This window comes from Halobacteriovorax sp. ZH5_bin.2 (genome assembly GCF_043196375.1).
In the GTDB taxonomy this organism is placed as follows: domain Bacteria; phylum Bdellovibrionota; class Bacteriovoracia; order Bacteriovoracales; family Bacteriovoracaceae; genus Halobacteriovorax_A.
The window spans coordinates 39,193-63,085 of record NZ_JBEBMJ010000007.1 but is presented as its reverse complement, the minus strand read 5'-3'; the positions used below and the strand labels follow the sequence as shown (position 1 = coordinate 63,085).

General features: G+C 37.7%; 18 protein-coding genes and 1 tRNA gene. 9 read left to right on the top strand and 10 right to left on the bottom strand.

The genetic code is table 11. The annotated features are described in order from the left end of the window. Positions 1-147: 147 nt before the first annotated feature. Positions 148-2,514, bottom strand: a complete 2,367-nt coding sequence (locus tag ABMA76_RS15435) for a Tex family protein (RefSeq protein WP_392908524.1) — start codon at positions 2,512-2,514, stop codon at positions 148-150. Between the two features lie 121 nt (positions 2,515-2,635). On the opposite strand from ABMA76_RS15435, the gene ABMA76_RS15430 reads away from it, so the two are divergent. Then, complete coding sequence (locus ABMA76_RS15430; RefSeq protein WP_392908522.1) at positions 2,636-3,592, top strand: FAD-dependent oxidoreductase; 957 nt, start codon at positions 2,636-2,638, stop codon at positions 3,590-3,592. Here ABMA76_RS15430 and ABMA76_RS15425 read toward each other — a convergent pair. Together ABMA76_RS15425 and ABMA76_RS15420 are read right to left on the bottom strand one after the other, a co-directional pair. Beyond that, complete coding sequence (locus ABMA76_RS15425) at positions 3,575-4,330, bottom strand: DUF3050 domain-containing protein (protein ID WP_392908520.1); 756 nt, start codon at positions 4,328-4,330, stop codon at positions 3,575-3,577. The genes ABMA76_RS15430 and ABMA76_RS15425 overlap by 18 nt on opposite strands. Before the next feature lie 47 nt (positions 4,331-4,377). Then, the gene (locus tag ABMA76_RS15420; protein ID WP_393062087.1) at positions 4,378-6,000 is read right to left on the bottom strand and encodes a YiiX/YebB-like N1pC/P60 family cysteine hydrolase; all 1,623 of its coding nucleotides are present in this window, start codon (positions 5,998-6,000) and stop codon (positions 4,378-4,380) included. A 129-nt stretch (positions 6,001-6,129) separates the two neighbouring features. Between ABMA76_RS15420 and ABMA76_RS15415 the strand changes: the two genes are divergently transcribed. After that, positions 6,130-6,645 carry a TetR/AcrR family transcriptional regulator gene (locus tag ABMA76_RS15415; RefSeq protein ID WP_021266649.1) on the top strand — a complete coding sequence of 172 codons (516 nt, stop codon included), beginning with the start codon at positions 6,130-6,132 and terminating at the stop codon, positions 6,643-6,645. A 43-nt stretch (positions 6,646-6,688) separates the two neighbouring features. Here the strand turns inward: ABMA76_RS15415 and ABMA76_RS15410 are convergent, their stop codons facing one another. The 3 genes from ABMA76_RS15410 to ABMA76_RS15400 form a co-directional block, all read right to left on the bottom strand. Next, positions 6,689-9,553 (bottom strand): hypothetical protein, encoded by a 2,865-nt coding sequence (locus tag ABMA76_RS15410; RefSeq protein WP_392908516.1) that lies wholly within the window; start codon positions 9,551-9,553, stop codon positions 6,689-6,691. Next, positions 9,540-10,730 carry a hypothetical protein gene (locus tag ABMA76_RS15405; RefSeq protein WP_392908514.1) on the bottom strand — a complete coding sequence of 397 codons (1,191 nt, stop codon included), beginning with the start codon at positions 10,728-10,730 and terminating at the stop codon, positions 9,540-9,542. Before ABMA76_RS15405 ends, ABMA76_RS15410 begins: the two co-directional genes overlap by 14 nt. Before the next feature lie 230 nt (positions 10,731-10,960). After that, positions 10,961-11,037 (bottom strand) — tRNA-Met (locus ABMA76_RS15400). Positions 11,038-11,128: 91 nt separating this feature from the next. On the opposite strand from ABMA76_RS15400, the gene tilS reads away from it, so the two are divergent. The 6 genes from tilS to ABMA76_RS15370 all read left to right on the top strand — a co-directional run bounded on the left by tilS (position 11,129) and on the right by ABMA76_RS15370 (position 18,217). Further along, entirely contained in the window at positions 11,129-12,286 is a 1,158-nt protein-coding gene (gene tilS, locus ABMA76_RS15395) for a tRNA lysidine(34) synthetase TilS (RefSeq protein ID WP_392908512.1), read from the top strand. Positions 12,287-12,431: 145 nt separating this feature from the next. Beyond that, positions 12,432-14,342 carry an ATP-dependent zinc metalloprotease FtsH gene (gene ftsH / locus ABMA76_RS15390; RefSeq protein WP_392908510.1) on the top strand — a complete coding sequence of 637 codons (1,911 nt, stop codon included), beginning with the start codon at positions 12,432-12,434 and terminating at the stop codon, positions 14,340-14,342. Between the two features lie 33 nt (positions 14,343-14,375). Next, entirely contained in the window at positions 14,376-15,194 is an 819-nt protein-coding gene (locus ABMA76_RS15385; RefSeq protein WP_392957683.1) for a dihydropteroate synthase, read from the top strand. A 61-nt stretch (positions 15,195-15,255) separates the two neighbouring features. Further along, positions 15,256-16,203 (top strand): trypsin-like serine peptidase, encoded by a 948-nt coding sequence (locus tag ABMA76_RS15380; RefSeq protein ID WP_392908506.1) that lies wholly within the window; start codon positions 15,256-15,258, stop codon positions 16,201-16,203. A 3-nt stretch (positions 16,204-16,206) separates the two neighbouring features. Next, positions 16,207-16,599 (top strand): glyoxalase/bleomycin resistance/dioxygenase family protein, encoded by a 393-nt coding sequence (locus ABMA76_RS15375; RefSeq protein WP_021267033.1) that lies wholly within the window; start codon positions 16,207-16,209, stop codon positions 16,597-16,599. A gap of 220 nt (positions 16,600-16,819) precedes the next feature. After that, complete coding sequence (locus ABMA76_RS15370; RefSeq protein WP_393062085.1) at positions 16,820-18,217, top strand: S8 family peptidase; 1,398 nt, start codon at positions 16,820-16,822, stop codon at positions 18,215-18,217. Here ABMA76_RS15370 and ABMA76_RS15365 read toward each other — a convergent pair. The 3 genes from ABMA76_RS15365 to ABMA76_RS15355 all read right to left on the bottom strand — a co-directional run bounded on the left by ABMA76_RS15365 (position 18,204) and on the right by ABMA76_RS15355 (position 20,668). Continuing rightward, on the bottom strand, positions 18,204-18,821 hold the full coding sequence (locus ABMA76_RS15365; RefSeq protein WP_392908502.1) for a response regulator: 618 nt from the start codon (positions 18,819-18,821) through the stop codon (positions 18,204-18,206). The genes ABMA76_RS15370 and ABMA76_RS15365 overlap by 14 nt on opposite strands. 108 nt (positions 18,822-18,929) lie before the next feature. Next, positions 18,930-19,610, bottom strand: coding sequence for a response regulator transcription factor (locus ABMA76_RS15360; RefSeq protein ID WP_392860644.1), 681 nt, complete (start codon positions 19,608-19,610; stop codon positions 18,930-18,932). Between the two features lie 86 nt (positions 19,611-19,696). After that, positions 19,697-20,668 carry a 2-hydroxyacid dehydrogenase gene (locus ABMA76_RS15355; RefSeq protein WP_393062083.1) on the bottom strand — a complete coding sequence of 324 codons (972 nt, stop codon included), beginning with the start codon at positions 20,666-20,668 and terminating at the stop codon, positions 19,697-19,699. 145 nt (positions 20,669-20,813) lie between these two features. Here ABMA76_RS15355 and ABMA76_RS15350 point away from each other — a divergent pair, with 145 nt between their 5' ends. Continuing rightward, positions 20,814-22,175 (top strand): S8 family serine peptidase, encoded by a 1,362-nt coding sequence (locus ABMA76_RS15350; protein WP_392908498.1) that lies wholly within the window; start codon positions 20,814-20,816, stop codon positions 22,173-22,175. Between the two features lie 37 nt (positions 22,176-22,212). Here the strand turns inward: ABMA76_RS15350 and ABMA76_RS15345 are convergent, their stop codons facing one another. Continuing rightward, positions 22,213-23,817: a hypothetical protein gene (locus ABMA76_RS15345; RefSeq protein WP_392908496.1), complete on the bottom strand. Its 1,605-nt coding sequence runs from the start codon at positions 23,815-23,817 to the stop codon at positions 22,213-22,215. Positions 23,818-23,893 lie beyond the last annotated feature (76 nt).

Sequence of the window (23,893 nt, the reverse complement as noted above, 5' to 3'; positions counted from 1 at the left end):
CAATTATTTATTAGAACAAGGGTGTTCATTTATCAAATTACCGGAGTTGCACTGGAAAATTGACCTCAGCCGGGTACTAATGAAGAATTTAGGTACTTACTTGTACGAAATCTTCATTGGTACCCACGCCCTTTATTGGGACCGAGACTATTTTACTTTAAACCCAGCAAGCGCCGCAAATGCATTATTCTTTAAAGGTGCATCGTTTTGCTTTGGCATTTTAGGTTTTCCACCACCGCGAGGCTTGCTCTGGCGAGGGCCACCAGAAGGGCGCTCATAAGTTTTCGCTTCTTCAGCACCATCTGATTTAAGTGAAAGTGCAATACGCTTTCTATCCATATCAACATCAAGAACAACAGCTGAAACCTCTTGTCCTACTTTAAGAACATCAAGAGCATTATCAACAAAGTGGTCGGCCATTTGTGAAACGTGGACTAGACCATTTTCTTTAATTCCAATATCGACGAAAGCACCAAATTGAGTGATGTTTTTTACGATACCTGGGTAGCGCTCACCAATTTTAATGTCTTTAATTTCACGTGCATCTTTTCTGAATTCCGTTGTCTTAAATTCTGTACGTGGATCTTGAGAAGGTGCTGTTAGTGATTTGTAGATATCGTTAACTGTAAACTCACCAAGCTCTGCAATGAGAGTCTTGTCTGATTTTAGTTGGTTTGCAACAGCATTATCTGTTGTCAGTTGCTCAAGTGTGAAGCCTTTTGATTGTGCCCAGTTTTCTAACATATCGTAGTTTTCTGGGTGAATAAATGTCGCATCTAATGGGTTTTTCCCATTGTATACACGAAGGAAACCAGCTGCTTGTTGGAATACCTTATCTGTAAAACGTGAAACTTTTAGGATATCACTTCGATCTGAGAATAGTCCGTTCTTGTCTCTATGCTTAACGATATTTCCAGCAACTGTTGGCCCAATACCTGAAATGAATGAAAGTAGAGGAGCTGAAGCAGTGTTGATATCAACACCAACAAAGTTTACACAACTCTCAACAACACCATCTAGTGATTTCTTAAGTCTAACTTGGTTAACATCGTGTTGGTACTGGCCAACACCAATTGATTTTGGATCAATCTTTACAAGTTCAGCAAGTGGGTCTTGAAAACGACGTCCAATTGAGATTGCACCTCTCACCGTTGCATCTTTATCTGGGAATTCTTTCTTTGCAATAGGTGAGGCAGAATAGATTGAAGCACCATCTTCTGAGATCATTGTTGCTTTAACTTTTCCGTCTTTCACTGCTGTCACGTTATCTTCAACAAATTGAAGAGTCTCACGTCCAAAAGTTCCATTTCCAATTGCGATATATTCTACATTGAATTGTTCAATCATTGCATTAAGGATTGTTGCCGACTCACGAACCTGGTTTCTTGGAGGGTGAGGGTAGACAACTGTATCAACAACAAACTTACCTGTGTTATCAACAACAACAGTTTTACATCCTGTTACAACACCAGGGTCAAGTGCAAGTACTGTCTTGGAACCAAGGTATGGTTGAAGAAGTAGGTTTTTAAGGTTTACACCAAATACATCAATTGCTGATTCATCTGAAAGCTTCTTAAGCTCTCCTTTGATCTCTAGATCAAGTGATGAGTGGATATAGTTCTTATATGCTTTTGAAGCACAGTCAACAAGGGCCTTGTAGCTAGTCACACTTGTGTCTGCAAAGTGCTTTGATAGAATCATATTATTTGCATACTCTTCATCAAAAACGATTTCTACTTTTAGAATCTTTTCTGTTTGAGCGCGACGGATGGCAAGGAATCTGTGTGCCGCTTTTGGATCTCGAAGATCTGCTACCTTTTGCTCGTACTCAAAGTAGTCTTTATATTTTTGCCAGTCTTTGATTTCTTCATAACCCTTTCTTGGAGATGATTTAATCATCGCCTGTGCCCAGTAGTCTTTACGAAGAGTTTCTTTAAGTTCTGTATCGTGAGCGATCTCTTCAATGATGATATCGCATGCACCTTTTAATACATCTTCAAAAGTTGCAATTTTCTTTTCTTTATTGATGAATTTTAGAGCTTCTTTTGCAAGTTCTGGCATTGGAAGCTTAGATGTTTTCATTAGAATTGAGAATGGCTCAAGTCCTGCTTCTTTAGCAATTTGAGCCTTTGTTTTTCTCTTTGATTTAAATGGCGCGTAGATATCTTCAAGTTGGTTGATATTTGTTGCGGCCTTAATCTTCTTTTCTATCTCAGGAGTCATCATCTCTTGCTTAGTGATGGCATCAAGGATGAAAGCACGGCGTTTTTCACGCTCAATATATTCGTCGTATTTTTCTTGGATTAGACGGATTTGTTCTTCATCTAAACCACCTGTTTTATCTTTACGGTAACGTGTGATGAATGGGACAGTACAGTCTTCCACAAGTAGCATGGCAAGTACTGCCATAATTTGTTTTGCTGTGATATCTGTGTTGTCTACACAAAAAAGGACGGCATTTTGATCGATGATGTCCATTGGGTTCTTTGCTGCTTTTTCTGTCGTCTCTGACATAATTCATACTCCATTAACTAATTTTGAATTAAAATTGTATAGTTATTGAATTTGGAATGACAATAAAAAACTCTCGTCATTTCGACTGGTTAACTTAAAAATATTGATGTAAGAAGTTATTATGACAAAGAATTTCGATTATATTGTAGTTGGTGATGGTATTGCAGGCCGCGCCATTTTATATTTTTTAACAAAGAAATACCCAAATGCTAAGATCGCCCAAGTCTTTGACGATGAAGCATTTCCTGCGTGTTCTACTCGTACGACTAGTGTTGTTTCATTTGGGCTTTTTGAAGAAGGGATCTCAAAACTTGGTGATATTCTCTTTCACGCTCATGAATTTCTAAAAGAATTTGTTGAAAAAAATCAACCTCCAGGTGTCTATACTGCTAAACAATACTATCTGCCACCAAATATTAAAGAAGACCCTTTGAAGTTTAAACAATTTGAGGCCCGCTATGGTACAGACTTTGTGAATTTTAAGGGTCAGATGATGGTTGCTAAGGATGCCTATGTGATTAATCCTCATGACTTTCTTGGCTCTTTCAAGACTGATGCTAAAAAAATAAATGCTAGAGTGACAGCAGTTAATAAAGGTGAAGTGCAAACAAGCCTTGGAAGCTTTAATGCTCATAAAATTATTCTAGCAACAAGTGCCTATACTTCATTAATCTTCAAAGATAAGAATCTACCAGAAGGAAAGCCGGTTAAAGGAACTTACTTTACTTGGGATATTGATTTAAATGAAGAGTCGTTTGTCATCTCTCGTGGCCACTTTAATCTCATCTATCGTGCTCATGATAAAATTCTACTTTTTGGAGCTAATTCAATAGAGGGACTTAATCATCTTCATTCGCCTAAAGAGGTCTATGAGAAATTAGAAATTTTTCAAGACTTATTTCCAGAGTTTACAAAGCTTGAAAGGCCAATGATTTACACAGGTATTCGCCACAAAGGTAAGAGGCGTACTCCATTTTGTGGTGAGGTCAGTGAAGGTATCTACGCCCTTAATGCCCTTTATAAGAACGGATGGAGTGCAGGGATTTCCTTAGCCAAAGATTTAGTGGATAGGCTCTAGGTTCTCTGAGCGGTTTAATCTAATCTCTTCTAGAACATAATCCCACATCTGTGATCTAAGCCTAAGAGAGTCAAGAGCAACTTGAGTTGCCTGATCTTCTTTTTCTTTAGAGTCACAAAGTTGTGTTAGAAGCTTTCCTGCAAGATCGCCGTGCTCATCACCATCTAGCTCAATATGACGAACTAAATAATGCTTAAAATAAGGAGCATCAATATTCTTTTGTTCAAGTACATTTACAAATGGTTGGAATAAATCAGGAATGAGATTCTCTCTTCCATAGAAGAATGCTGAAGCAACTGCACTTGGATGTGCATTAGTTACTAGATTTAAGTTAAATGCCGTAAACTTTGCAATCTCTTGTGGTAGCTCATCAAAAGAGAAGTCCTTTAAGAAGTTTTCAATTGGGGCAGTGTCAGCACCAACTTCTTTCATGGCATTTAAGTACATTGTGAAGTGATCAATATGGCCACCATCCAGGTCTTCATCACTTTCTTCACCAAGAACGATTTCATTGATAAAGCGTACACACTCTTTGTCGTACTTTGAAGGCATCCACGGAGTTGTCACACATGTAACTTCACGCTGTAGACCTTTTAATAGCGACATAAAATCCCACACAGCAAAGACATGCCATTTCATAAGAATTTTAACGTCATCAATATCATTGATATTCGAATAAAGTGGGTGAGCGCATAGCTCGTTGTGGGCGTTTTGAATTGCTATATTGACCGTTTTCATATGCGGCCAATATAGCTTAAATTATCTTATTCATAAAGCTTAGATTCTTAATTGTGAAACAAGTGGTGGAAATCAGGTCTTGTTAATGAGCGACGTCTTCTTGGTCCGTTGCGTCGTCCTCCCTGCATATGAAGCTTCTGATTATATTTCTTGTCTTCAATATATTTTATGTATCTTGCAGCATCTTCTTTACGATAAGACTCAAGTTCGTAAAACATTTCATTAAATGATAAAATTCCGCCGGCCTCTTTTTCTGCCTTAGCGATTCGTTCATAGAGTTTTTCACCAACTTGATCTAAAACCACAAAGAGGTCAATCTGTTTAGAGCCAAGGTTGAGTGGAAATTTTTCTTCTAAATTTACACCTGCTACAAATTTGATTATCCCTCGACTAATGACTGAGCGGCGAGCAAGCCAGGCAAAGTCATTTCCTAATTTTGTGCCAAAGCTTGGGTCAAATTCGTATTTCTCTTTTTCCATCCACTCAAAAATCTTTGATAAAATTGCGTCCTTATAGCGTGTGTCTTTGAGTTTATCTGGATTCCTCCATTCTGCCACTAGATCAAATCGTGAATCAAATTGAATCTCACCTGGGCCAAAAGTTTTAAATTTTGAGATATTCTCTTTTGTAACTTTTAAACCAAAGTCTTGTAGAAAGGATAGTAGGGCCGGGTTAAATGTTGTTTTAAACTCTGGTATATCCATCTCTGTACCATTCAACTGTGAGCTGGCAACTTTGTATCCATGATAGATGACTTCCGAACAAAAGATTTGTGAGTCATCATGATAATCCATAGCAAAATCATATGGGATATTTTCCTCATTCTTCTTTGTGAATTTAGTAAAGCGCTCATGCATCTCTTTGGCCGCAAGGTGCGCTAGTTTGGCATCTTTGTGGCGAAAGACAACTGTCCTTGAGTTTGCCTGGTCTAGATGAACTTGAAATGGAGCTGCCACATTACCAACTTCAATATGGGCCTCAGATGTAAAAAGCTCTCCTGTTTTCTTATCTTTATAAACTAATGTTAAGTGTGAAAATTGATGGTCATCATCGCCGATTCTTGCGATGGCAGCACTTGAATAGGCATTGCCACGAGAAAGGATAATATCTCCTGACTTAAGATCTGCAGGCCCTGAAAAACTGTATTCAGGGTTAACCATAAAGTGAATAGGAGAGTCTCCGTCAAAATTAAGGGTGCTAAATTGACGAGGTACTTTTGATTTTGGTCTCGATGCATAGTATGACTCAATAAAGTAGTCTTCGAGGTAGCGAAGGGCCCTGAAGATATCCTTCACTCCTTTTAGGCATTCTTTTTCATCTCGATTGAGCTCTTTTGTGCTGTTGAGATCTTTGAGCTTCTCTTTAAGATCTAGGCGAATATTAAAAGATGCATTCACAAAATCCTGCATTTGATATTGGGAAAATTCTGAAAAGTCGATATCCGTTGATTTAATAGAAAATAGTTTGTTGTAGTAATGCTTAGTCTTAGTTGCACATTCAGCAGGGGATTTAACGCCTTTAGAGACTTGGGCATGCATTTCGTGCATTAGGGAGTCGAAATTTGAGCTCTTTAGCGAGCTGGGCATTCGATAGGACTTTTGGTTGCAGGAAACTAGGAGTGTCGAGAAGATTAGCGCTCCTGCGATACCTGTAAGTTTCTGATTTTTCATACTTTTCCCCCATAAATCTGAAAACTCTAAAGAACTAAATAATCAAAATTGAACATGACTCAATAAATTTTTATCGGATTTTACCTTTTAAAACTTAAGTATTATTATCAGGTATAGAGAGATTTATTTATGACAAGCAATAAAAGTGAAGAAGTACATTATCGAATTTTAAATGCAGTAACTAAGCTAGAAGTTGCTAAGGGACACCTGAATTGGAAAATTGCCGAGGTGGCCAAGGAAGCTGATGTGACACGCTCCCTCATCTATTATTATTTAGGTAAGGAAAAGGATGTCATCCTTAAAGAAGCGGTGAAGTACATGATTTCTCGTATCTTTAACCTGTCTCAAGAGAACTCTGTAGGAATTCGTGAGCGTATTAAAATCGTACGTAAACAAATCATCCAAATGCCATATCTACTTGCTCTTTATATGATTAATAAAGGTGCCGGCAATGAATTATCAGATATTATCGTTGAGGCCGAGGCCGAGTTATTTGAACTTCTAAAGAAGAAGTATCCAAATGTGGACCCTCGTGAGCACTTAAAAATTTATCTGATGGAATTAGGGGTGTGTCTATACCGTGATGTTGACGATGACACTCTTGATTATATCTTTTCGAAATACGATAGCTTTGAAGCAAAATGATTCAAATAAAAAAAGGCCGCTTATTAAAGCGGCCTTTATATTTCTAACAAAAGTCTACTGATGCATGATTATATTCATCAGGTGGAAGTTCACAATTATCTTCAGAGAAATTGTGGTCTCCGCCATTTTTAATTGGGTCATACTTCTCAACCGTACCTGGGATAGCTTGGTCATCGATTAAGTCATGGTTGCTATCAAATGCTTCTTTGTAGTTCTTGTAAACATCTAGCATATACACATCTGGCGACTGAGTCTTTCTTTCTTTGATGTTAAACATCGAGCTTGAAGCTTTTGATAAGAAGTCAGTAAACTTATAAAGTGTCTTTCTTCCTCTAAACATCATCGTGTATTGGTTTTCAGTCATTCCAAGTCTATCTCTTAGGATTGAGTTGAATTGGAAACCTTCACCAGTAAAGTACCATGTTTCTTCTAATCTTTCTTTTCCAGCTTTTGGCTTACATACTTTATAACGAATTGGGTTGTTTACAGCTACGTACTGTAGTGATCCACCAAGTCCGTGATTTCCACTTCCATACATTTGTGATCCTACCCATTCAGCTTTAAACTTAGAAGTCCCTTCGATCATAAAACACTGGTGTGTTCTTGCTTCAAAGTTTAGTGTAATTGCTTCAGCATATAGGTCAATTGATTGTCCGTTATCACTTCTATTGTTGTCACCATTTGATTTGTCTAGTGACCATGATGTTGACCAGTCATAACCAGCTGATACACCAACTCCACCACCTACAGGTGAACTTTCACCAAATGGGATTTTAAAGTCTAGCTTTGCACCAACACCTGTTTTATATCCGTGTGAGAATCCAACTCTTCTGTTTTCTGTAAAGTAAGTTCCGCTTCCAGTTGATTTTGAAATTCTAATTGTATTAGAGTGACTAACTCTTGGTTTTGATAGAATTTCTTGTACGTGACTTACTGGAGTAATCATCATGAATTCCCATGGAGACTCAATACATTTTCGCATATTGTAGTCTGAGTAAGTTTTCCAGATTAGTCCTGTCTTTTCTTGGCTAAAGAATGAACCACATAGTTTTGCAAGTGTTGCAGCATCGTATTGGTCTTCGTATAGCTTAGAGAGTTCAGACGCAGTAAGCTTATTTTCTTCAATTAGTTTCTTATTAAGTCCAATGTGGTCAACCTTGATTGTTTCATCAAAAAGCTCGTGCTTCTTAAGTTCATCTGAGAAGATCGCTTCAGAGCTTTTGTTATATCTTGGAGCAAGTTTTGCAGCAATGATATCTTTCTTAGTTACACCTTTTACATCGTTAGATAGTTTTTCAAGGTAGCTTTCTAGTTGAACCATTTCAGTCATTTTCTTCGTAATTTTAGTATTTGTGTAATCCTTTGCTTCAAACTCATCTGTCACTTGAAGTTGCGTGTGAAGGATTGAGTGGAATGTTTTTGATGAAGCATGGAATGTACCTGCTGCCCAAGCTGGACGAGGTGCAGTTCTTGGATCATCTCCTTCTCTTAAAATTGGTGATAGCTTAATCGCCGCATAAGTTCTGGTATGGATATATGGCATGTCCACAAACTTGATTGGCATATCAATTCTTGCCTTAAGAAGGTTATTTTCAACATCGACTTCACGTGAAGCTACAGAGATCAGCTTAAACTTATGCTTGTTCTCGTTTGTTAAATCAATATCACCTTGAAGTGGAGCTAGAAAGTATACTTCAAGCTTAAGCTTTCCTTGGTAGAAAGGCTCAATTGGGTTCATGTGGTGTACGTAGTTACCGTAGTTAACCTTTGGGTACATCTTAACGATAAATGACTTCTCAATTACCAGGTCAAGGTTCTTGTTAAGGTGGAAACCATTGTTATTATCGTGTCCTAGGAAGCTATAGTTAACTTCATCAACGAATAGTCTTGCTCTTTGGTTGTTATTATCTTTTTCACACTTTCCTGTTCTTGAAACTTCTGCAAAGATCCATCCATTGTTTGACCATGGGTATAGACATAGTCCACGTGTAACTTTTGCATTTTGAAGTGTTTCATTTTGTACTTCAATTTCAAGGTTAAATGGAATACGACGAGTATTCGTGTATCTTTCGTGCTCAAGGTAGAACTTGATCTCACCACAACCAGACTCATCAAGTTGTCCATCTGTGATGTCATACATTTCAGTTACTGCGTGTTCTTCACCATTTTCTTGTTTTTCAAGGTTAATAAGTCTTGCCTTAACAAACTCATTCGAAAGTGAACTTCCGTTGGCCTTAAGGTTAAGACAACCGTTAACAACTACTTTTTGGTCGATAATTAAGTTGTCATTTCTTGGATCAACTTGACCAAATCCTTTAGGAGTGATTTTAACATTCTTAACATTGATGATCTCGTCTGAACTAAGGCGAGACTTGTTAAGTGAAGTTTTCATTACATAATTGTTTCTGTGAATAATGCTGTTAGTGTATTGATTCATCGACAGTTTAAGGTCGTATGAGATATTAGCACTTGTTGCAAGAGTAATGACTCTGTCACCCATTGGAAGGTATGTATTTGGAAGAGAGTAATCCATAGTGATTGGCTCGTCCCAAAAGATACAGCTATTATTATCTGCAGTTCTTTCTACTGTTTGAAAGTTTTCACCTGAAACGTAGAATGTTTGATACTGAAGGCTTTTTCCAAGTTTTGAACTTAGACATGCTTTTACGTGAAAAGTTTTACCGTAAGCGATTCTAGACTTCATTGATGTCTTATCTTCAGTAACACCTTCTACAGTGAAGCGTGAAACTGACACAAGAGCACTTTCATTTGCAGAAGCTTTTAGCTGTCTTGCAAGTTGCTGTCTTTCGTCGTTGGAAGTGTCACTTCCACAACTAACTAGCGACGTTAGTGCAAGCATTGAAATGCTTAGGAGAGTGATGTTCTTCATGTTCTTACAAAATGTCATATTCTTTCCTTAGGGAGATTGTGTAAACTTGTTCGTCACTGTAACCATCAATTAAGTACGCTGAGTCAAGGTTTCCGAGTACAGTGCGATTAATATATGTAAATTCAGTTCTAAAGCCTTTTTGAGTTTCTAATCCAAATCCTGCTGCATAACCTTTGTAGTCATTTGAAAAGATTCCGCCGCGGTAAAATGCTGGAGCAGTGTCTGCTTGGTTTTCAAATGCCAGGGCGTTAAGAGTTAGCTTCTTGTCACCCATATTTGTTTTGAAATCGATTCTATATGCGTAACCAGTATTCTTATCATCAGGAACAACTGTTTCAGTGTTTTTAATATAAGATCCAGAAAGCTTAAGAGAGTTATCTCCTAAAGCGATTTCTGCACTTGCGTTTGTAAAAATACCTGTGAAGTCATAAAGGTAAAGACTTTGATCAATTGGTGTACCGATGCTAACCGAGTTCCCCCAGTAGTAGTCTTTATTTGCAAGATCACCTGATAATTTTTTGTAACGGTAAGTACCAACAGCACCACCCATTCTTAACGTTTTTGATAGGTAAGTGATGTCTGCAGATTCAGAGAAGAATTGTGGATCACCTGAATCATCAATATTAAAAGTTTCTCTTAAAATTGCATTTTGTGGCTTCGCTTGTGTTGCTTGAAGACGGAAGTAGAAGTTTCCAACTTTCGTCGTAATAACTTCTCTAGCACCAATGAATGATGTACCACCATTAATGAATGGTGAGATATATTGACGCTTCGTTGAGTTATCAAGTGCACCAGCGCTGATTTTAACAAAACTTAGTGGTCTAAAATCAAAGTAACCATAGTCATAAGTAAACTTTGGCTTATAAGTTTTTACTCTCTCAGCTTCTTGTGAAGACGAGTTACCTGACTGATAGCTAAAACCACCACTGAAGTTGAAGTCAACACTGTCGACGACTTCTGCTTCAAGATCAAGATTCATCTTTGTCTGATAAACACTTCCTTTATCAGTTCTTGAATCAAGAGCACCATAATCTGCACCAAGCTCTAGTCCCACATTCTTAAATCCAGCACCTTTTAGAGAAGAACTAAGTCCTTCTGTAAAGATTTTTGCCGAATCATTCTGTGCGAAAGCTTGGCCCTGGCTTATTAATGCCAGTAAAATTAAATGTTTAGTTACGTTTTTCGCTTTAATCATGTCATTCCTATTTGTTTTGATACTAAAATAGATGCAGGAATGATGCCATGTATCATGAAACAAGTTCATGGGTGTAAAAAGTTTAAACTACTGAAATGTGGTGTAAGTATTGAGATTTAGTTTAGTCAGTTAGTGTTAACGAGCTGAACAGTGTAAAAAAGTTGAACAAACACAGAGTTTTAGTGTTTACTTAGTCTTTGTTAATTTATTGGAATTAGATAAGGAGAGAATGGTGCGAAAGGGCAGATTTGAACTGCCGACCTACGGGATATGAATCCGTCGCTCTAACCAACTGAGCTACATTCGCACATTTCGATTGATTAGGATATTAATGACTTGCGCCTCGTATGTCAATATTATAATTTATCAAAAAGTTAAATTTTGTGAAAATAATGGCAATGAATTTTAAACCTAAACAAAAAAAATCACATTCTACGACGGAGCGAATGATCTCTCACTTTAAGAAGTTTAATCTTAAAATGGGACTTGATTTAAGTTCTCCTATGGCCGTGGCCTGTAGTGGTGGTGTTGATTCAATGGTTTTGGCCCATATGCTAATTCAAGCAGGTGCAGAAAACCTACGCCTTCTGCATATTAATCATGGCACACGAAAAGAGATCGAAGAGGAAGTGAATCTCGTTTCAAGTTTCGCAAAAAAATATGGACTTGGGTTTGAAACTTATAAAGTTGAACAACTCTCTTTAAAGACAAAGAATTTTGAGTCAGTGGCACGTGCAAAGAGATATCAACTACTTTTGTCGAATCTTAGGGATAAGGAAATCTTACTCACTGGCCACCACCTTGATGACTGCTTTGAGTGGTCACTTATGCAGCAGTTTAAATCATCTGCCAAGCATATTGATCTTGGGATGCCATATCGTAACGGTATTATCTATAGGCCGTTATTCGCATTTTCCAAAAATCATATCTTGAAATATGCCAAGCTCAGTAATTTAGAGTGGCTTGAGGATCGATCAAACGAAGACACTCGCTATGAGCGCAATTTCGTAAGGAATTTAACTAAAAACTCTATTGCTAAGCGCTTTCCAGCTTATCTTAAGCACTACTGTAATCGCATGAATCGACTTAAGGCCATAAAAGACGATATGGCAGAGAGTCATCATTTTAAGGTCTTAAGAAGAGAGTGGGGAATTCTCATTGAATTTGATGGTGTTATTAATGAGGCAATAGAGCAGGAGATCTTATCTCAGTCTGGCTCATCTAAAGGTAAAACCCATTCGCAATTTAAAAAACTTCGCTCACTTATAAAGACATCAAGTATTGGGCCTTTAACTTTTAGTGGTGGACTACGAGTTTATAATTTTAAAAATCACTTGGCCGTCGTAAGAAAAGGACAGCAGATGAGCTTTTATCGTATTCATTCGCAGATTCCTGAAGGTGTTCCATTCTTATCAAATAACACAAGTGCGAAGCATTCTCTTAAAAAATGTCCCATAGCTTCTAGGGATGGAGACCTAAACAAGTTCTTTTCGCAAATTCTCCTTCCAGTTCATTATTCATGGCGTAAAAACGGTAAAGTTTTAGTTTGGCTTTAAATTACTAGGCTTGACACCACCGAAAATGATACCATTTTAATAACTATGAGGTTACAATGTAGCTTTATATTTTATTAAGAATTGTAATTAGTTAGTGAATATTTGATTAAATAGTTAATGTGAAAATTAATTAAAAAGGATTTTAATGAAAGGACAAAACAAAACACTCCTCCTATGGATTATCTTAATCCTTATGTTTGCGGCCATCGCTAAAATTTCTTCTGAAAGCCGCCAGGTTTATAAGCCTGTGACATACCCGGATTTCGTAAGTGCAATTAAAGGTAAGCATGTTGATAAGGTTGTACTTAAGGGTAAGGATAAGATCTTAGGTAAGTTTAAGGACGGCTATGAGAATGGTGCTTGGTTTGAAGCAACTGGAACGACAGGGGCCGAAACTTTTAAAATTTTAGAGTCACACGGAATTTATCCAGAGTACGAAGCAGAAGAGAAACAAAATGTAATTACGACTTTCTTACTGCACTGGGGACCGATGATTTTCCTATTCCTCATTGTTATCTTTTTCCTTCGCCAACTTCAAGCTGGTGGTGGAAAGGCCATGAGTTTTGGAAAGTCTAAAGCGCGTATGCTTTCACCACACGACAAGAAAGTAACTTTCTCAGATGTTTCTGGTGTTGAAGAAGCAAAAGAAGAACTAGAAGAAGTTGTGGACTTTCTTAAAGACCCAAAGAAATACACTAATCTAGGTGGTAAGATTCCTAAAGGTGTTATCCTTGTAGGTCCTCCTGGTACTGGTAAGACTCTTCTTGCAAGGGCCGTTGCTGGAGAAGCAGGTGTTCCATTCTTTTCAATTTCAGGTTCTGACTTCGTTGAGATGTTCGTAGGTGTTGGTGCATCTCGTGTACGTGACCTTTTTGAGCAAGGTAAGAAGAACGCTCCTTGTATTATCTTTATTGATGAGATCGATGCTGTTGGACGCCACCGTGGACACGGTATGGGTGGTGGACACGATGAGCGTGAACAAACTCTAAACCAACTTCTTGTTGAAATGGATGGTTTCGAATCAAATGAAGGTGTTATCCTAATTGCGGCAACAAACAGAATTGACGTACTAGATAAGGCCCTTCTGAGACCAGGTCGTTTTGATAGACGTGTAACTGTTGGACCTCCTGATGTTCGTGGACGTCTTGGAATCCTAAAAGTTCATACAAAGAAAACTCCACTTGATACGGCAGTTGATCTTGAAGTTATTGCAAAAGGGACTCCTGGTTTCACAGGTGCAGACCTTGCAAACTTAGTTAACGAAGCTGCGCTATTTGCTGCTCGTTACGGTAAGAAAGTTCTTGAAATGATCGATTTTGAACAAGCTAAAGATAAGGTTCTTATGGGGCCAGAAAGAAAGTCGATGGTACTTTCAGATCTTGAGAAAAAAGTAACTGCTTATCACGAAGCAGGTCACACTCTTGTTGGGATGAATCTTCCAAAGACTGATCCTATTCACAAGGTATCAATTATGCCTCGTGGAGGAGCTTTAGGTGTTACTCAAACTCTTCCTAACGAAGATATGCACAACCTAACTTTAGAGAAAGCTGAAAACTTTATCGCTTTCCTAATGGGTGGACGAGTTGCTGAAGAGATCGTATTTAACGAAATTTCAAATGGTGCTTCAAATGATATTGAACGTGCAACACAACTTGCTTCAAGCATGGTTTGTTCATGGGGAATGAGTTCTAAAATGGGACCTCGTAATTTCCATCAGCCAGGAAATTCTCCGTTTGGATCAACTGCTCCAAGTGAAGGTGTTGGTTACTCTGAAGAAACAGCACGAGAAATCGATACTGAAATCACTCGCTTCCTTGATGAGAATTACAAGCTTGCTAAGAAGATTCTAACTGATCATCGTGATGCACTTGATAGAATTGCTGAAGGCCTAATTGTTTGGGAAACTCTTGATTCTAAGCAAATTCAAGCATTAATTGCAGGTGAAGATATTGGTGTACCTCTTGTTGAAGAAGTAAGTAATAAACAAACACCGGCCGAAAAGCCAGCAGGTGAGTCAAGCGTATCTAAACCGATTGATGATCCAAAATTAGCTTAATCAAAAATGACTAAGATATCTTTTTTAGGGGTAGTGAACGCTACCCCTAATTCTTTCTCAGATGGTCATTTAAATCTCAATAAAGACTATCAGCTTAAACAAATACAGAAATTTAAACTTGCCAATTACTCTCTCGATATTGGTGCTGAAAGTAGTGCTCCATTTAACGATCCAATTTCTTTAAAAGAAGAATGGGAGAGATTGGATAGCTATTTTAGTGATAATTTATTGACTCTTGAAGGTTTTAAGACAATCTCTATTGATAGCTATAAACCTCAGACAATGAGGTTATTCTTAGAGAAATACGAGCATCATTTTGGGCATATTATTTGGAATGACGTTTCGGGCGTTATTGATGATGAGTGTATTAAACTCTTACTCGATTACCCTGAAATTGATTATGTTCTCTGCCATACGCTAGTTCCAAGTCGTGATAAGACTCTTGATCACATGAAATACCTAGACTCAAGCTTAAGTGTGGATTCTTTAAATCTCTTCTTTGAACGAGGCCTTGAAAAATTTGAACAAGCGGGAATTTGTCGGAATCGTATTATTCTCGATCCGTGCTTCGGTTTTTCTAAATCAACTGAGCAAAACTTAGCTCTTTTGGAGAGTCTGCATGAGATAGCACCAATTTCTAAGCGGTGGCTCATTGGGATCTCAAAGAAGTCTTTTCTTAGGCACCTCATTTTACAAGAAAGGCCTGAGTTGGATGGGGACAAACAAGCTCTTTTGGCCGCCAGTGAAGAACCTCACTGGATGTTTCTGAATCAGTTGGCACGTGATTTTAATAAGGTAGAAGAGTTATTCTTTCGTGTTCATGAGGTTGGAAATATTACAAAATTCACGTAAAGACTCGTGTTTATTAGCATTTTGGCCTATATATATGAACATTGTTTTATCAAGGGCCAAAATGAACAGATTAAGATTTCTTCTTTCACTTACAACTCTATTCATCTCATTAAATGCATCAGCGTACTTTTCGCCGACGATAGTGCAAGTATCTGAGTTTATCAATAATCTTGATAAGGCCATTTATGGAGAGCTCGATATCGTCGATATTGCTTCTGGGACACTTGTTCACAATCCTGCGGCCAAGGTTAATTCACATTCTAGCGCTATTATGGTGAATCGTTGGAGTTTGGAAGAGGTTATAGATGGACGCCTATTTTCTGTAACAGGTGTTGATTTTAAGAAAACAGCAAGACTGTGTGAGGGTGAAGAGAAGTTTTTAGATCAAAAGGCCTACGGTAAGTGTAGTGCTGTTTTAGTTGGTCCTAAGCAGGTTTTAACGGCCGCTCACTGTATTCAAAACGCTCAGCTAGCTTGTGAGCGCAAAAGCTTTATCTTCGATGCTAGATCTGATTTAGGAAGTGATGGAGAGACTCAATACTTTGTTAATTCTCAAGTTTATAATTGTAAAAATATTCTAGCTTATCACCAAAGTCGTGATAAGACCTTTGACTATGCTTTAATTGAACTTGATCGCCCTGTTGAGGGTGGCAGAAAGCCTGTCGAAATTCAGCAAGAAGAGCTAAAGGTTTCTGATGAAGTGTATATGATCGGACACCCAAATGGTTTCTTATCAAAGTACTCATATAATGGTTTTGTAAGAGATATTGACCCTTTATTTTATATAACTAACCTTGATGCCTTTGGTGGCAATAGTGGTGGCCCAGTATACTCAAAAGAGAGCAATAAAATGGTGGGCCTTCTTATTCGTGGCCATGATGATTTCGAATGGGATACTGAGCTTAGTTGTAATCGTGTTGTTCACTGCCAAGATGATAAATGTGATGGGGAATATGTCCTAAAAATCAGTGCTATCATTGACGATATCGAAAAGGCCCGCGATAATTAAAAGATGAAATTAGGTCATATCGTTTTATTTAGCTCAAATGCTCATTTAACTTCCACTTTTTTAAGTGAAGTTTTTGATCTTGAAGTTGAGGGAGCGTCTGACTCAGTAGTTGTTTTTAATGATGAGCTTCGCTTTCTTGTTGTCGAGCGTCCAAAGCTTGCTCAAGTTGGAAATAATATTGTCTTTGATTTTGTCGTTGATAATTACGATGAATTAATCGAACTTCAAAAAAAAGTCGAATTCGTAAACTACCGACTAGAAAGCTCTGGCGAAAATCTCAATATACTTTCAAATGAAAAAATTCCTGAAATACTTGTGCATGAAGGTGTACAATTCTTCTTTATCACTGACCCTGACAATCGTCGTTGGAAAGTTACCTTAATAGAATCCAATTAAATTTAATCTAATTTAAATTTTATTTAAGTCACAATTCTGACACCTAAACCTTCGCAAATTGGCCCTAGTGTGTGTCATTTTGACAGGTGAATCGTGGGATGTAGCTGATATCGTAAGATGAACAATTGGCACGGTTTGTGCTTATTATATTGCAGTTGCCTCAGGCAGGATGCCATAGGCCTATCTTTATAAACAAGATAAAAGAACTCAAGGATTGAGTATGCGACTTTTAGTACTTGCTTTGGCCGCCTTCAGTGCGGCCAATATTTCGGCCAACTTTATCATCAAATACAAAGACGGTAGTGTCGAAAAATCAAAAATTAATCCAAGCTCACAGTTTTCTTCTTTCGCCCTTAGTGACGATGTTGAATACGTCGAAGAAGACTTAAGACTCTTTGCTAATGGTGGAGAGTACAATGACACTTACTATCCTAGTCAGTGGCACTTCTCTAATTATCTGGACAATACTTTCTATCATGCTCGTGAGTATGCAACATCTGAAAGTGACACAAGGGTTAATGTCGCAGTTATTGATACAGGTATCACAGATCACTTTGACCTCAATGCAAACGTTGTTGGTGGCTATGATTTCATCTCTGATCCTGATAACTCTAGAGATGGCGGGGGACGCGATAGTAACCCAAATGATGAAGGGGATTATGGCTCTCCTTCGACATCTTGTAATTCTGGAACGAATGCATCAACTTGGCACGGAACTCACGTTGCCGGGATTATTGGAGCTCGTGCTAATAATAGCTACGGCGTTGTAGGTGCTGCTAAGAATATCAACCTAGTACCTGTGCGAGTCCTAGGAGCTTGTGGTGGGCTAACTTCAGACATTGCGGATGCTCTAAGATGGGCCGCTGGTGGCAGTGTCTCTGGTGTTCCTACAAACCCTAACCCTGCTCGTGTTGTTAATATGTCACTTGGAGCGCGTGGTAGCTGTAGCCGCTATATGCAAGAGTCAATCGATTTTGCTCGCTCGAAGGGAGTTGTCGTTGTTGTAGCAACTGGAAACTCTAATGCTGATGCCTCATTCTACACTCCATCTAATTGTCGAGGAGTTCTAAGAGTTGGTGCAGTTGGAACGACTCGTACACGCTCATCGTATTCAAATTATGGACGTATTGTTGATATCGCTGCACCTGGTGACAGTATTCTCTCAACAGTTAATAGTGGACAGTCAACACAGGGAACAGCTGTCTTTTCTCGCATGAATGGAACATCAATGGCCGCAGGGCTTATTTCCGCAACTGCCGCCATGATTTTTCAAGCAAACCCTTCTCTTTATCCTGATCAAGTAAGAGATATCATGACAAAAACAGCTGTCAGTTTCTATTGTGATCGTAGCTCTTGTGCTAAGGGTGCTGTTGATGCTTATGAAGCAGTGTCTATGGCCTTCTCAACAACACCTAATGCTAACTTTCGCTATAATGATCCCGTCTTAGTTGGCGGAACGGCGACTCTTAATGATGGTTATAGCAGTGGGAAAAGTAGTGGTGGATCTTGTGGGACAATTGAAGATGTTAATAGCGGAAGTGGTGGTAATATGATTGCAGGCCTTCTCTTAATTATTGCAATTGTTATTGGCCATAGAGTGAGACTTATGAAGCCTTAACGGGGCTGCATTCAACTTCGATATCATTGTCTACAATTTTACAACTATCGACTTTATAGATTTGAGCACGAGAAGAGTGGCCATCTAGCTTTATGATGGCATTCTTTGGAATTTCCTCCTTAGTTAAAAGCTTCAAGTGTTTATGATCCTTTTCAATGACTCGGTATCCCTGAACAATATCACTTACTTCAAAGACTTCAATGATGTCACGGCCTAATCTATTTTCATCATTAATTATTTTATTGATCTGATTAATAACGACATCAAATCCTTGTTGTTTTAAAACGAACATGTCGATTCCCTTACGTGCTGCCTCCTCAATAACTTGGCTATCATTTTCGTTTGTAATTAGAATGAAACTCATCTCCTTGTCGAGTAGGGAAATCTCATCATAGAGCTCGATTCCGTCCATTTGAGGCATCATATAGTCGCAGATTATATAAAGCTTTTCGCCACGATTAAGCTTAATCGTTTGTATATCTTCAATGGCCTTAAAGGGATTTGTATGAAAGCGAACATGTGAATTAAATGTATTCTCGAGGCTAGTGGCAAGGAGCTTGGCAGTTTCGTAGCAGTCGTCAATAACCATGATATGCTTTTTCATAATGACAGTATAGTTGACTTAAGTACTTGCTTAGGGACAAGTCGTCTAAATTTTACTTAATTTCAATTAAGTAAGGTGTTATTTGAGGATCCTGTAAGTCGATGGGACTTACAGTGATACCTCTTGAATTTTATAGCCTTCACCGTAGACACTTCTAATAATGAAATTAGAATTCTTAATCTTCTTTCTAATAGAGCTTATATAGGTGTCTATCATGCGATCGTTAACCTTGTGATTATCAGGTGCGATATGATTAAGTATCTTTTCTCGTGCAAGAACACTTTGTTCATTCTTTAAAAGAAGATGAATGATTTTGAATTCAGAAGATGTGAAATGAATTCTTTCTCCACGAATCTTTACTTCTTGTGATGGGATATTTAATGCAATATCGCGGTAATTTATCACTTCAAGTGCATTCTCATTGTTAACAGATTTAAGTGTTGTGCTAATAATACTCTTCACTTCTGATGGTTCAAATGGTTTGCTAATAAAGTTAATTCCACCAAGTTGGTAACCAGTAACTCTCGTATTAACATTATTCTTTGATGAAATGAAAACAATTGGTGTGTCTTTAAGCTCATCATTCATTTTTAATTGCGAGCAAATTTCAAAGCCAGACTCATTTTGTAATAAAATATCTAAGAGAATAAGATCTGGTTTTTCTTGCCAGGCCGTTGCGATGGCCTCATCCTGATTACTTGCTTCTACAATATTATAATTACTCTCTAGTAGGGCCCTGAGAAGATCTCTGATCTCTTGATCATCATCGATTATTAAGATTTTTTTCATGAATAACTCCTTTATATTCATGAATATAATGTATAAATATATCAAAAAATCTTCAGCTTAATTTAGGTAAACCTTATATAAGATTCTTAAACACTTGTTTTTAAATCTTGGTCATTTGCAAAGTTTTGAATATTGTCAAAAATGAGTTGGGCCATATCAGAACGAGCAACATCATTGGCAGAACCAATATGCGGTAAAATAAAGATATTATCGAGTTCACGTAGGGGAGAGTTATCACTTAAAGGCTCGTTGCAAACGACATCTAGCCCTGCCTTTGCTTGCTTATTTGTTTTAAAGAAATGATACATTGCCTCTTCGTCAATGATTTCACCTCTTGCCGTGTTAACTAGTAAAATATCTTTTTTCATCAAATTGAATGCATCCTGATTGATGAGTTGGTGAGTCGCTTCGTTATATGGGCAGTGAATTGAAATGATATCGCTTTCTTTAAGAAGAGTTGGTAGATCGACGTATTTTGCCTCACAGCTCTCTTCGATTTCAACTTTCTTATTTGGCCCGCTATAGATTATTTTTTGATTAAAGGCACCTTTACACATTTTCGCAAATTGTGTTCCAATCCTACCGGCGCCAATTACTCCATGCTTTATATTAAAGAGTGACTTTCCAATGAAGCCTGCTGGCTCCCATGTTTTCCATTGTTTATCGATTACATTTTGTCTTGCTGCTTCGATATTTCTAGCACTACAGAGCATTAGGGCCATGGCCAATTCTGCAGTCGCTTCCGTTAGAACATTTGGTGTGTTTGTTACACTAATTCCATTTTTATGACAGTAGTTAATATCAATATTATTAAAACCGACAGCGTACTGTGAAATTAATTTTAACTTTGGGAGTTGCGCTAAAGTATTTGCACTTAATTTATTACTAAGCATTGAGATAAGAACATCACAATCTTTTGCTTTATCAATAATATCGGCCTGTGAAATTGTGCCATTTTGTGAGCGATCCCATACCGTTAATTGGTGGCCTTCTTTTTTGAGATCTTCAAATAGGGGACCTTTGATGACATCTGTCGCAAAAATTGTTAAATGACGCATGTTTTCCTCTGCTGTGGGCCAGTGTTTTCTTCTATTCGTTTTATGTAAGACGTTGTAAGCTAACTTCATTTTACATATGCAATCTACATTTTAAAATAGATAATAGTCTTAAATTAAATTCAAATATATTTCATTGGAGGAAATTTTGAAAATATTAGCAAATATATTAGCAGTGGCACTCCTATCTAGTGCAACAAGTGCTGCAACAATCGCAATTATTGATTCTGGTACTGATATGATGCACGAGCAAATCGCTCCTAAAGCATGGATCAATCAACTTGAGATTCCTGGAAATGACCGTGATGAAGATCGTAATGGTTATCAAGATGATGTTTATGGATGGAACTTTGCTGAAAGCAATAACCAAGTTATCGACTATAAATATCTCGGCACATTAAATGACGATATGGTTAAGTTCTTTGAGCTTCAAGAAAAGTCGATGCGTGGAACAATTACACAAGAAGAATTAACTTGGATGAGAGAAATTATTCAAGACCAAGACTTCATTAAAAGAATGACTGTCTATGGAAACTTTATGCACGGGACTCACGTTGCAGGTATTTCGGCCCAGAAGTCTGATGATGCAAAGATTCTTGCAGTTAAACTTATTCCAACAGAAGTTAAACTTCCTGGACAAAAAATTGCTGTAAATTCTTTCCTTGGTGGCTTTGTTGAAAAACTAATTAAGGCAGGGATTGATCAGCTTGCAAAAGCTCAAACTTCGACTTTCAATGAAATTGCTTACTATGTAGCAGATCATGGTGCACGTGTTGCCAATGGATCTTTTGGTACAGGTTACCCTCAAGCAAAGATGATTGTAGAAACAGTAATGAAAACTTTCTCTAAGAAAGAACCAAATCCTGAAACAGTAGATAAGTATGCGAAGTACTTTTTAGGTGCTCTTGTTAAGAACTCTCAGTCAATGCTTGAGGCTGCTCCAAATACTCTTTTCGTATTTGCTGCTGGTAATGATGGCCTTAATAATGATATTTTTCCAACATCACCAACAAATATCCAAGGTGATAATGAGATTTCAGTTGCTGCAACAATTGACTATGATCAACTCGCTCCATTCTCTAACTACGGTGAGAAGATGGTTGACGTTGCAGCTCCTGGCGTAGGGATTCTTTCAAGTGCTCCTGGAAATAAGTACATTAAGGTTTCTGGTACTTCACAAGCTGCTCCATATGTAGCAGGTGTTGCTGGTAAGGTATTTGATATTAATCCTGAACTAACACCTCTTGAAGTTAAGAGAATTATCATGGAAACAGTTGATGTGAAATCGTTCCTAGCAGGTAAGGTTAAGACATCAGGTGTTGTTAACTCTGAGCGTGCCCATCGTGCAGCAATTTTATCTCTTTCAGCATCTGTTGATCATGCAATTGCAGCTGCCAAGAGTGAGGTACTTGATATGGAATCACCTCGTTTAGAGAAAGGATCAAAGAGACCAATCTATATCAAAGGTTCAGTTCTTCCACTTCCTTCAAACTTTGTTATTTCAAAGTAATTAATAAAAAGGCCGCTAAATTAGCGGCCTTCTTCTTTTATAATGTATCTTTTAATTCTTGAATTGATCCTCTTTTGGCCGTTCCAAATTCAGGCCTTTTATTTTTCTCATTTAGTTCTTTCTTATTAAGTCCTTTCATATAAACCACTAGACTTAATTGCTTCTCACGTTGCGGATCTTCAACTTGATTGATGAAGGTTTGGACAAGATCAAATCCATACATCGCAGGTTTACCCATTACTAGGTTAACATCCCATTCGATACCGTTCTTATTTTCATTTGGATTTGTTTCATAAGAGTATTGGATAAGCTCAGTACAGACGAATCTTGAGTACGAGTTACCATTAAATGAATAATCATATTTTTTGCCAATACTTTTAAATGTACGCTCTAAGGCAAGTGCTTTGTCTTTCTTTGATAGGTTAGGGCGTAGAATAACAAGATTATCCCATGCCATTGATGGGCCAAGTTCCATAAAGACAACACCTGGTTTTAGCCCTTCAAGTGTAACATAAGGCCTGCCCTCTTTTTCGCTCTTTTCATATTCATCCATAGACTCAGGATATCTCTCTCTAAGATACGACATATAGTCATGGCATTTCATTAGTTCATCGCTACAGCGCTTTGCAAAGACTTCATTTGTCTCAACATCATCTTTGAAGTAATTATTAAACTTAGAATACTTGCCAATAAACATAAGGCCATGGGTCCAATTACCTTTGAAGACGAGATTAGATAACTTTCCATAGCGTTGGATAGCACCAATGTCTCCAGGCTCAAACTCTCTTTCAGATACCTTCTTAAGTTCATCTACTTTAATAGCATGCTTGATAGGAAGGGCAACATAGCTAAAGCTCTTCAGAATAAATTCTTTTATATTATAGAGAATATTGTAGCGGCCAGCATTCCAGCTTGTTTCTTTTAGTAAGCTTTTAAAAGACGTTAGCTCTTGGCGTGATTCATCAATGTCATCTTTAATATCTTCAACAAGGGCCTTTAGGTCCTTGTCATTTCCTGCAAGCTTCGTGATTTCACTATCAAGATTATAAAAATCTGTAATTGTCGGGGCCTTAATAAAACGCAGGTTATAGCGATTATACGGAGGGTCCATATGATCACGGCCACCTTGATTATGAGAACGATTTGAATCGTTTAACTGTCGTTTTGTTTCTTTGAAATCTTTTTCGAAATGCTTTGAGTAATAATCAATGTCCTCAAAGTCATCAGAGAAGACAGAAATAAAATTCTCTCCAGACATCATCATATAATTCATGAGGGATAGCATTGCTTTATATTTGGCCGTACGAATTCGAATTAACTCTAAGGCCTTGGCATTATTCTTCTTTCTTATATGATAAGTTATCTTCTCCAGTGCCTCATCATGTGAGTGAAGAAGGTAATCAAGTTTTTCGAATTCATTTATTAACTCTACTCTTTCGTGATAACGAACAATATAGCGCGGAGTAAATGTTGTTTGATAAGATATGTCTTTAGTTGCGAAAACAAAATCCATTAGGGCATCTTGTAATTGTTTATCAAATGAAGCTGCTGACTTTTGAAAGTCTGAGCTTTGATATTCTTTGGCCATGATGGAAAAAGGCAAAGATGTGGCAATTAGAATTGATACAAATAGAGTTTTCATTCTCTCTTTATATCAAATTTATTGGGACAGGGGAGCTTGGCCTGTAAAGCTTACAGACCAAGTATCAATAGGTTAG

Excerpts from the sequence above, each read along its gene's own strand:
- ABMA76_RS15430 (WP_392908522.1), top strand. The coding sequence starts at position 2,636 with ATGACAAAGAATTTCGATTATATTGTAGTTGGTGATGGTATTGCAGGC.
- ABMA76_RS15345 (WP_392908496.1), bottom strand. The coding sequence starts at position 23,817 with ATGAAAACTCTATTTGTATCAATTCTAATTGCCACATCTTTGCCTTTT.
- ABMA76_RS15435 (WP_392908524.1), bottom strand. The coding sequence starts at position 2,514 with ATGTCAGAGACGACAGAAAAAGCAGCAAAGAACCCAATGGACATCATC.
- ABMA76_RS15365 (WP_392908502.1), bottom strand. The coding sequence starts at position 18,821 with ATGAAAAAGCATATCATGGTTATTGACGACTGCTACGAAACTGCCAAG.
- ABMA76_RS15415 (WP_021266649.1), top strand. The coding sequence starts at position 6,130 with ATGACAAGCAATAAAAGTGAAGAAGTACATTATCGAATTTTAAATGCA.
- ABMA76_RS15355 (WP_393062083.1), bottom strand. The coding sequence starts at position 20,668 with ATGCGTCATTTAACAATTTTTGCGACAGATGTCATCAAAGGTCCCCTA.
- ABMA76_RS15370 (WP_393062085.1), top strand. The coding sequence starts at position 16,820 with ATGCGACTTTTAGTACTTGCTTTGGCCGCCTTCAGTGCGGCCAATATT.
- ABMA76_RS15425 (WP_392908520.1), bottom strand. The coding sequence starts at position 4,330 with ATGAAAACGGTCAATATAGCAATTCAAAACGCCCACAACGAGCTATGC.
- tilS (WP_392908512.1), top strand. The coding sequence starts at position 11,129 with ATGAATTTTAAACCTAAACAAAAAAAATCACATTCTACGACGGAGCGA.
- ABMA76_RS15380 (WP_392908506.1), top strand. The coding sequence starts at position 15,256 with ATGAACAGATTAAGATTTCTTCTTTCACTTACAACTCTATTCATCTCA.
- ABMA76_RS15375 (WP_021267033.1), top strand. The coding sequence starts at position 16,207 with ATGAAATTAGGTCATATCGTTTTATTTAGCTCAAATGCTCATTTAACT.
- ftsH (WP_392908510.1), top strand. The coding sequence starts at position 12,432 with ATGAAAGGACAAAACAAAACACTCCTCCTATGGATTATCTTAATCCTT.
- ABMA76_RS15410 (WP_392908516.1), bottom strand. The coding sequence starts at position 9,553 with ATGACATTTTGTAAGAACATGAAGAACATCACTCTCCTAAGCATTTCA.
- ABMA76_RS15420 (WP_393062087.1), bottom strand. The coding sequence starts at position 6,000 with ATGAAAAATCAGAAACTTACAGGTATCGCAGGAGCGCTAATCTTCTCG.
- ABMA76_RS15360 (WP_392860644.1), bottom strand. The coding sequence starts at position 19,610 with ATGAAAAAAATCTTAATAATCGATGATGATCAAGAGATCAGAGATCTT.
- ABMA76_RS15405 (WP_392908514.1), bottom strand. The coding sequence starts at position 10,730 with ATGATTAAAGCGAAAAACGTAACTAAACATTTAATTTTACTGGCATTA.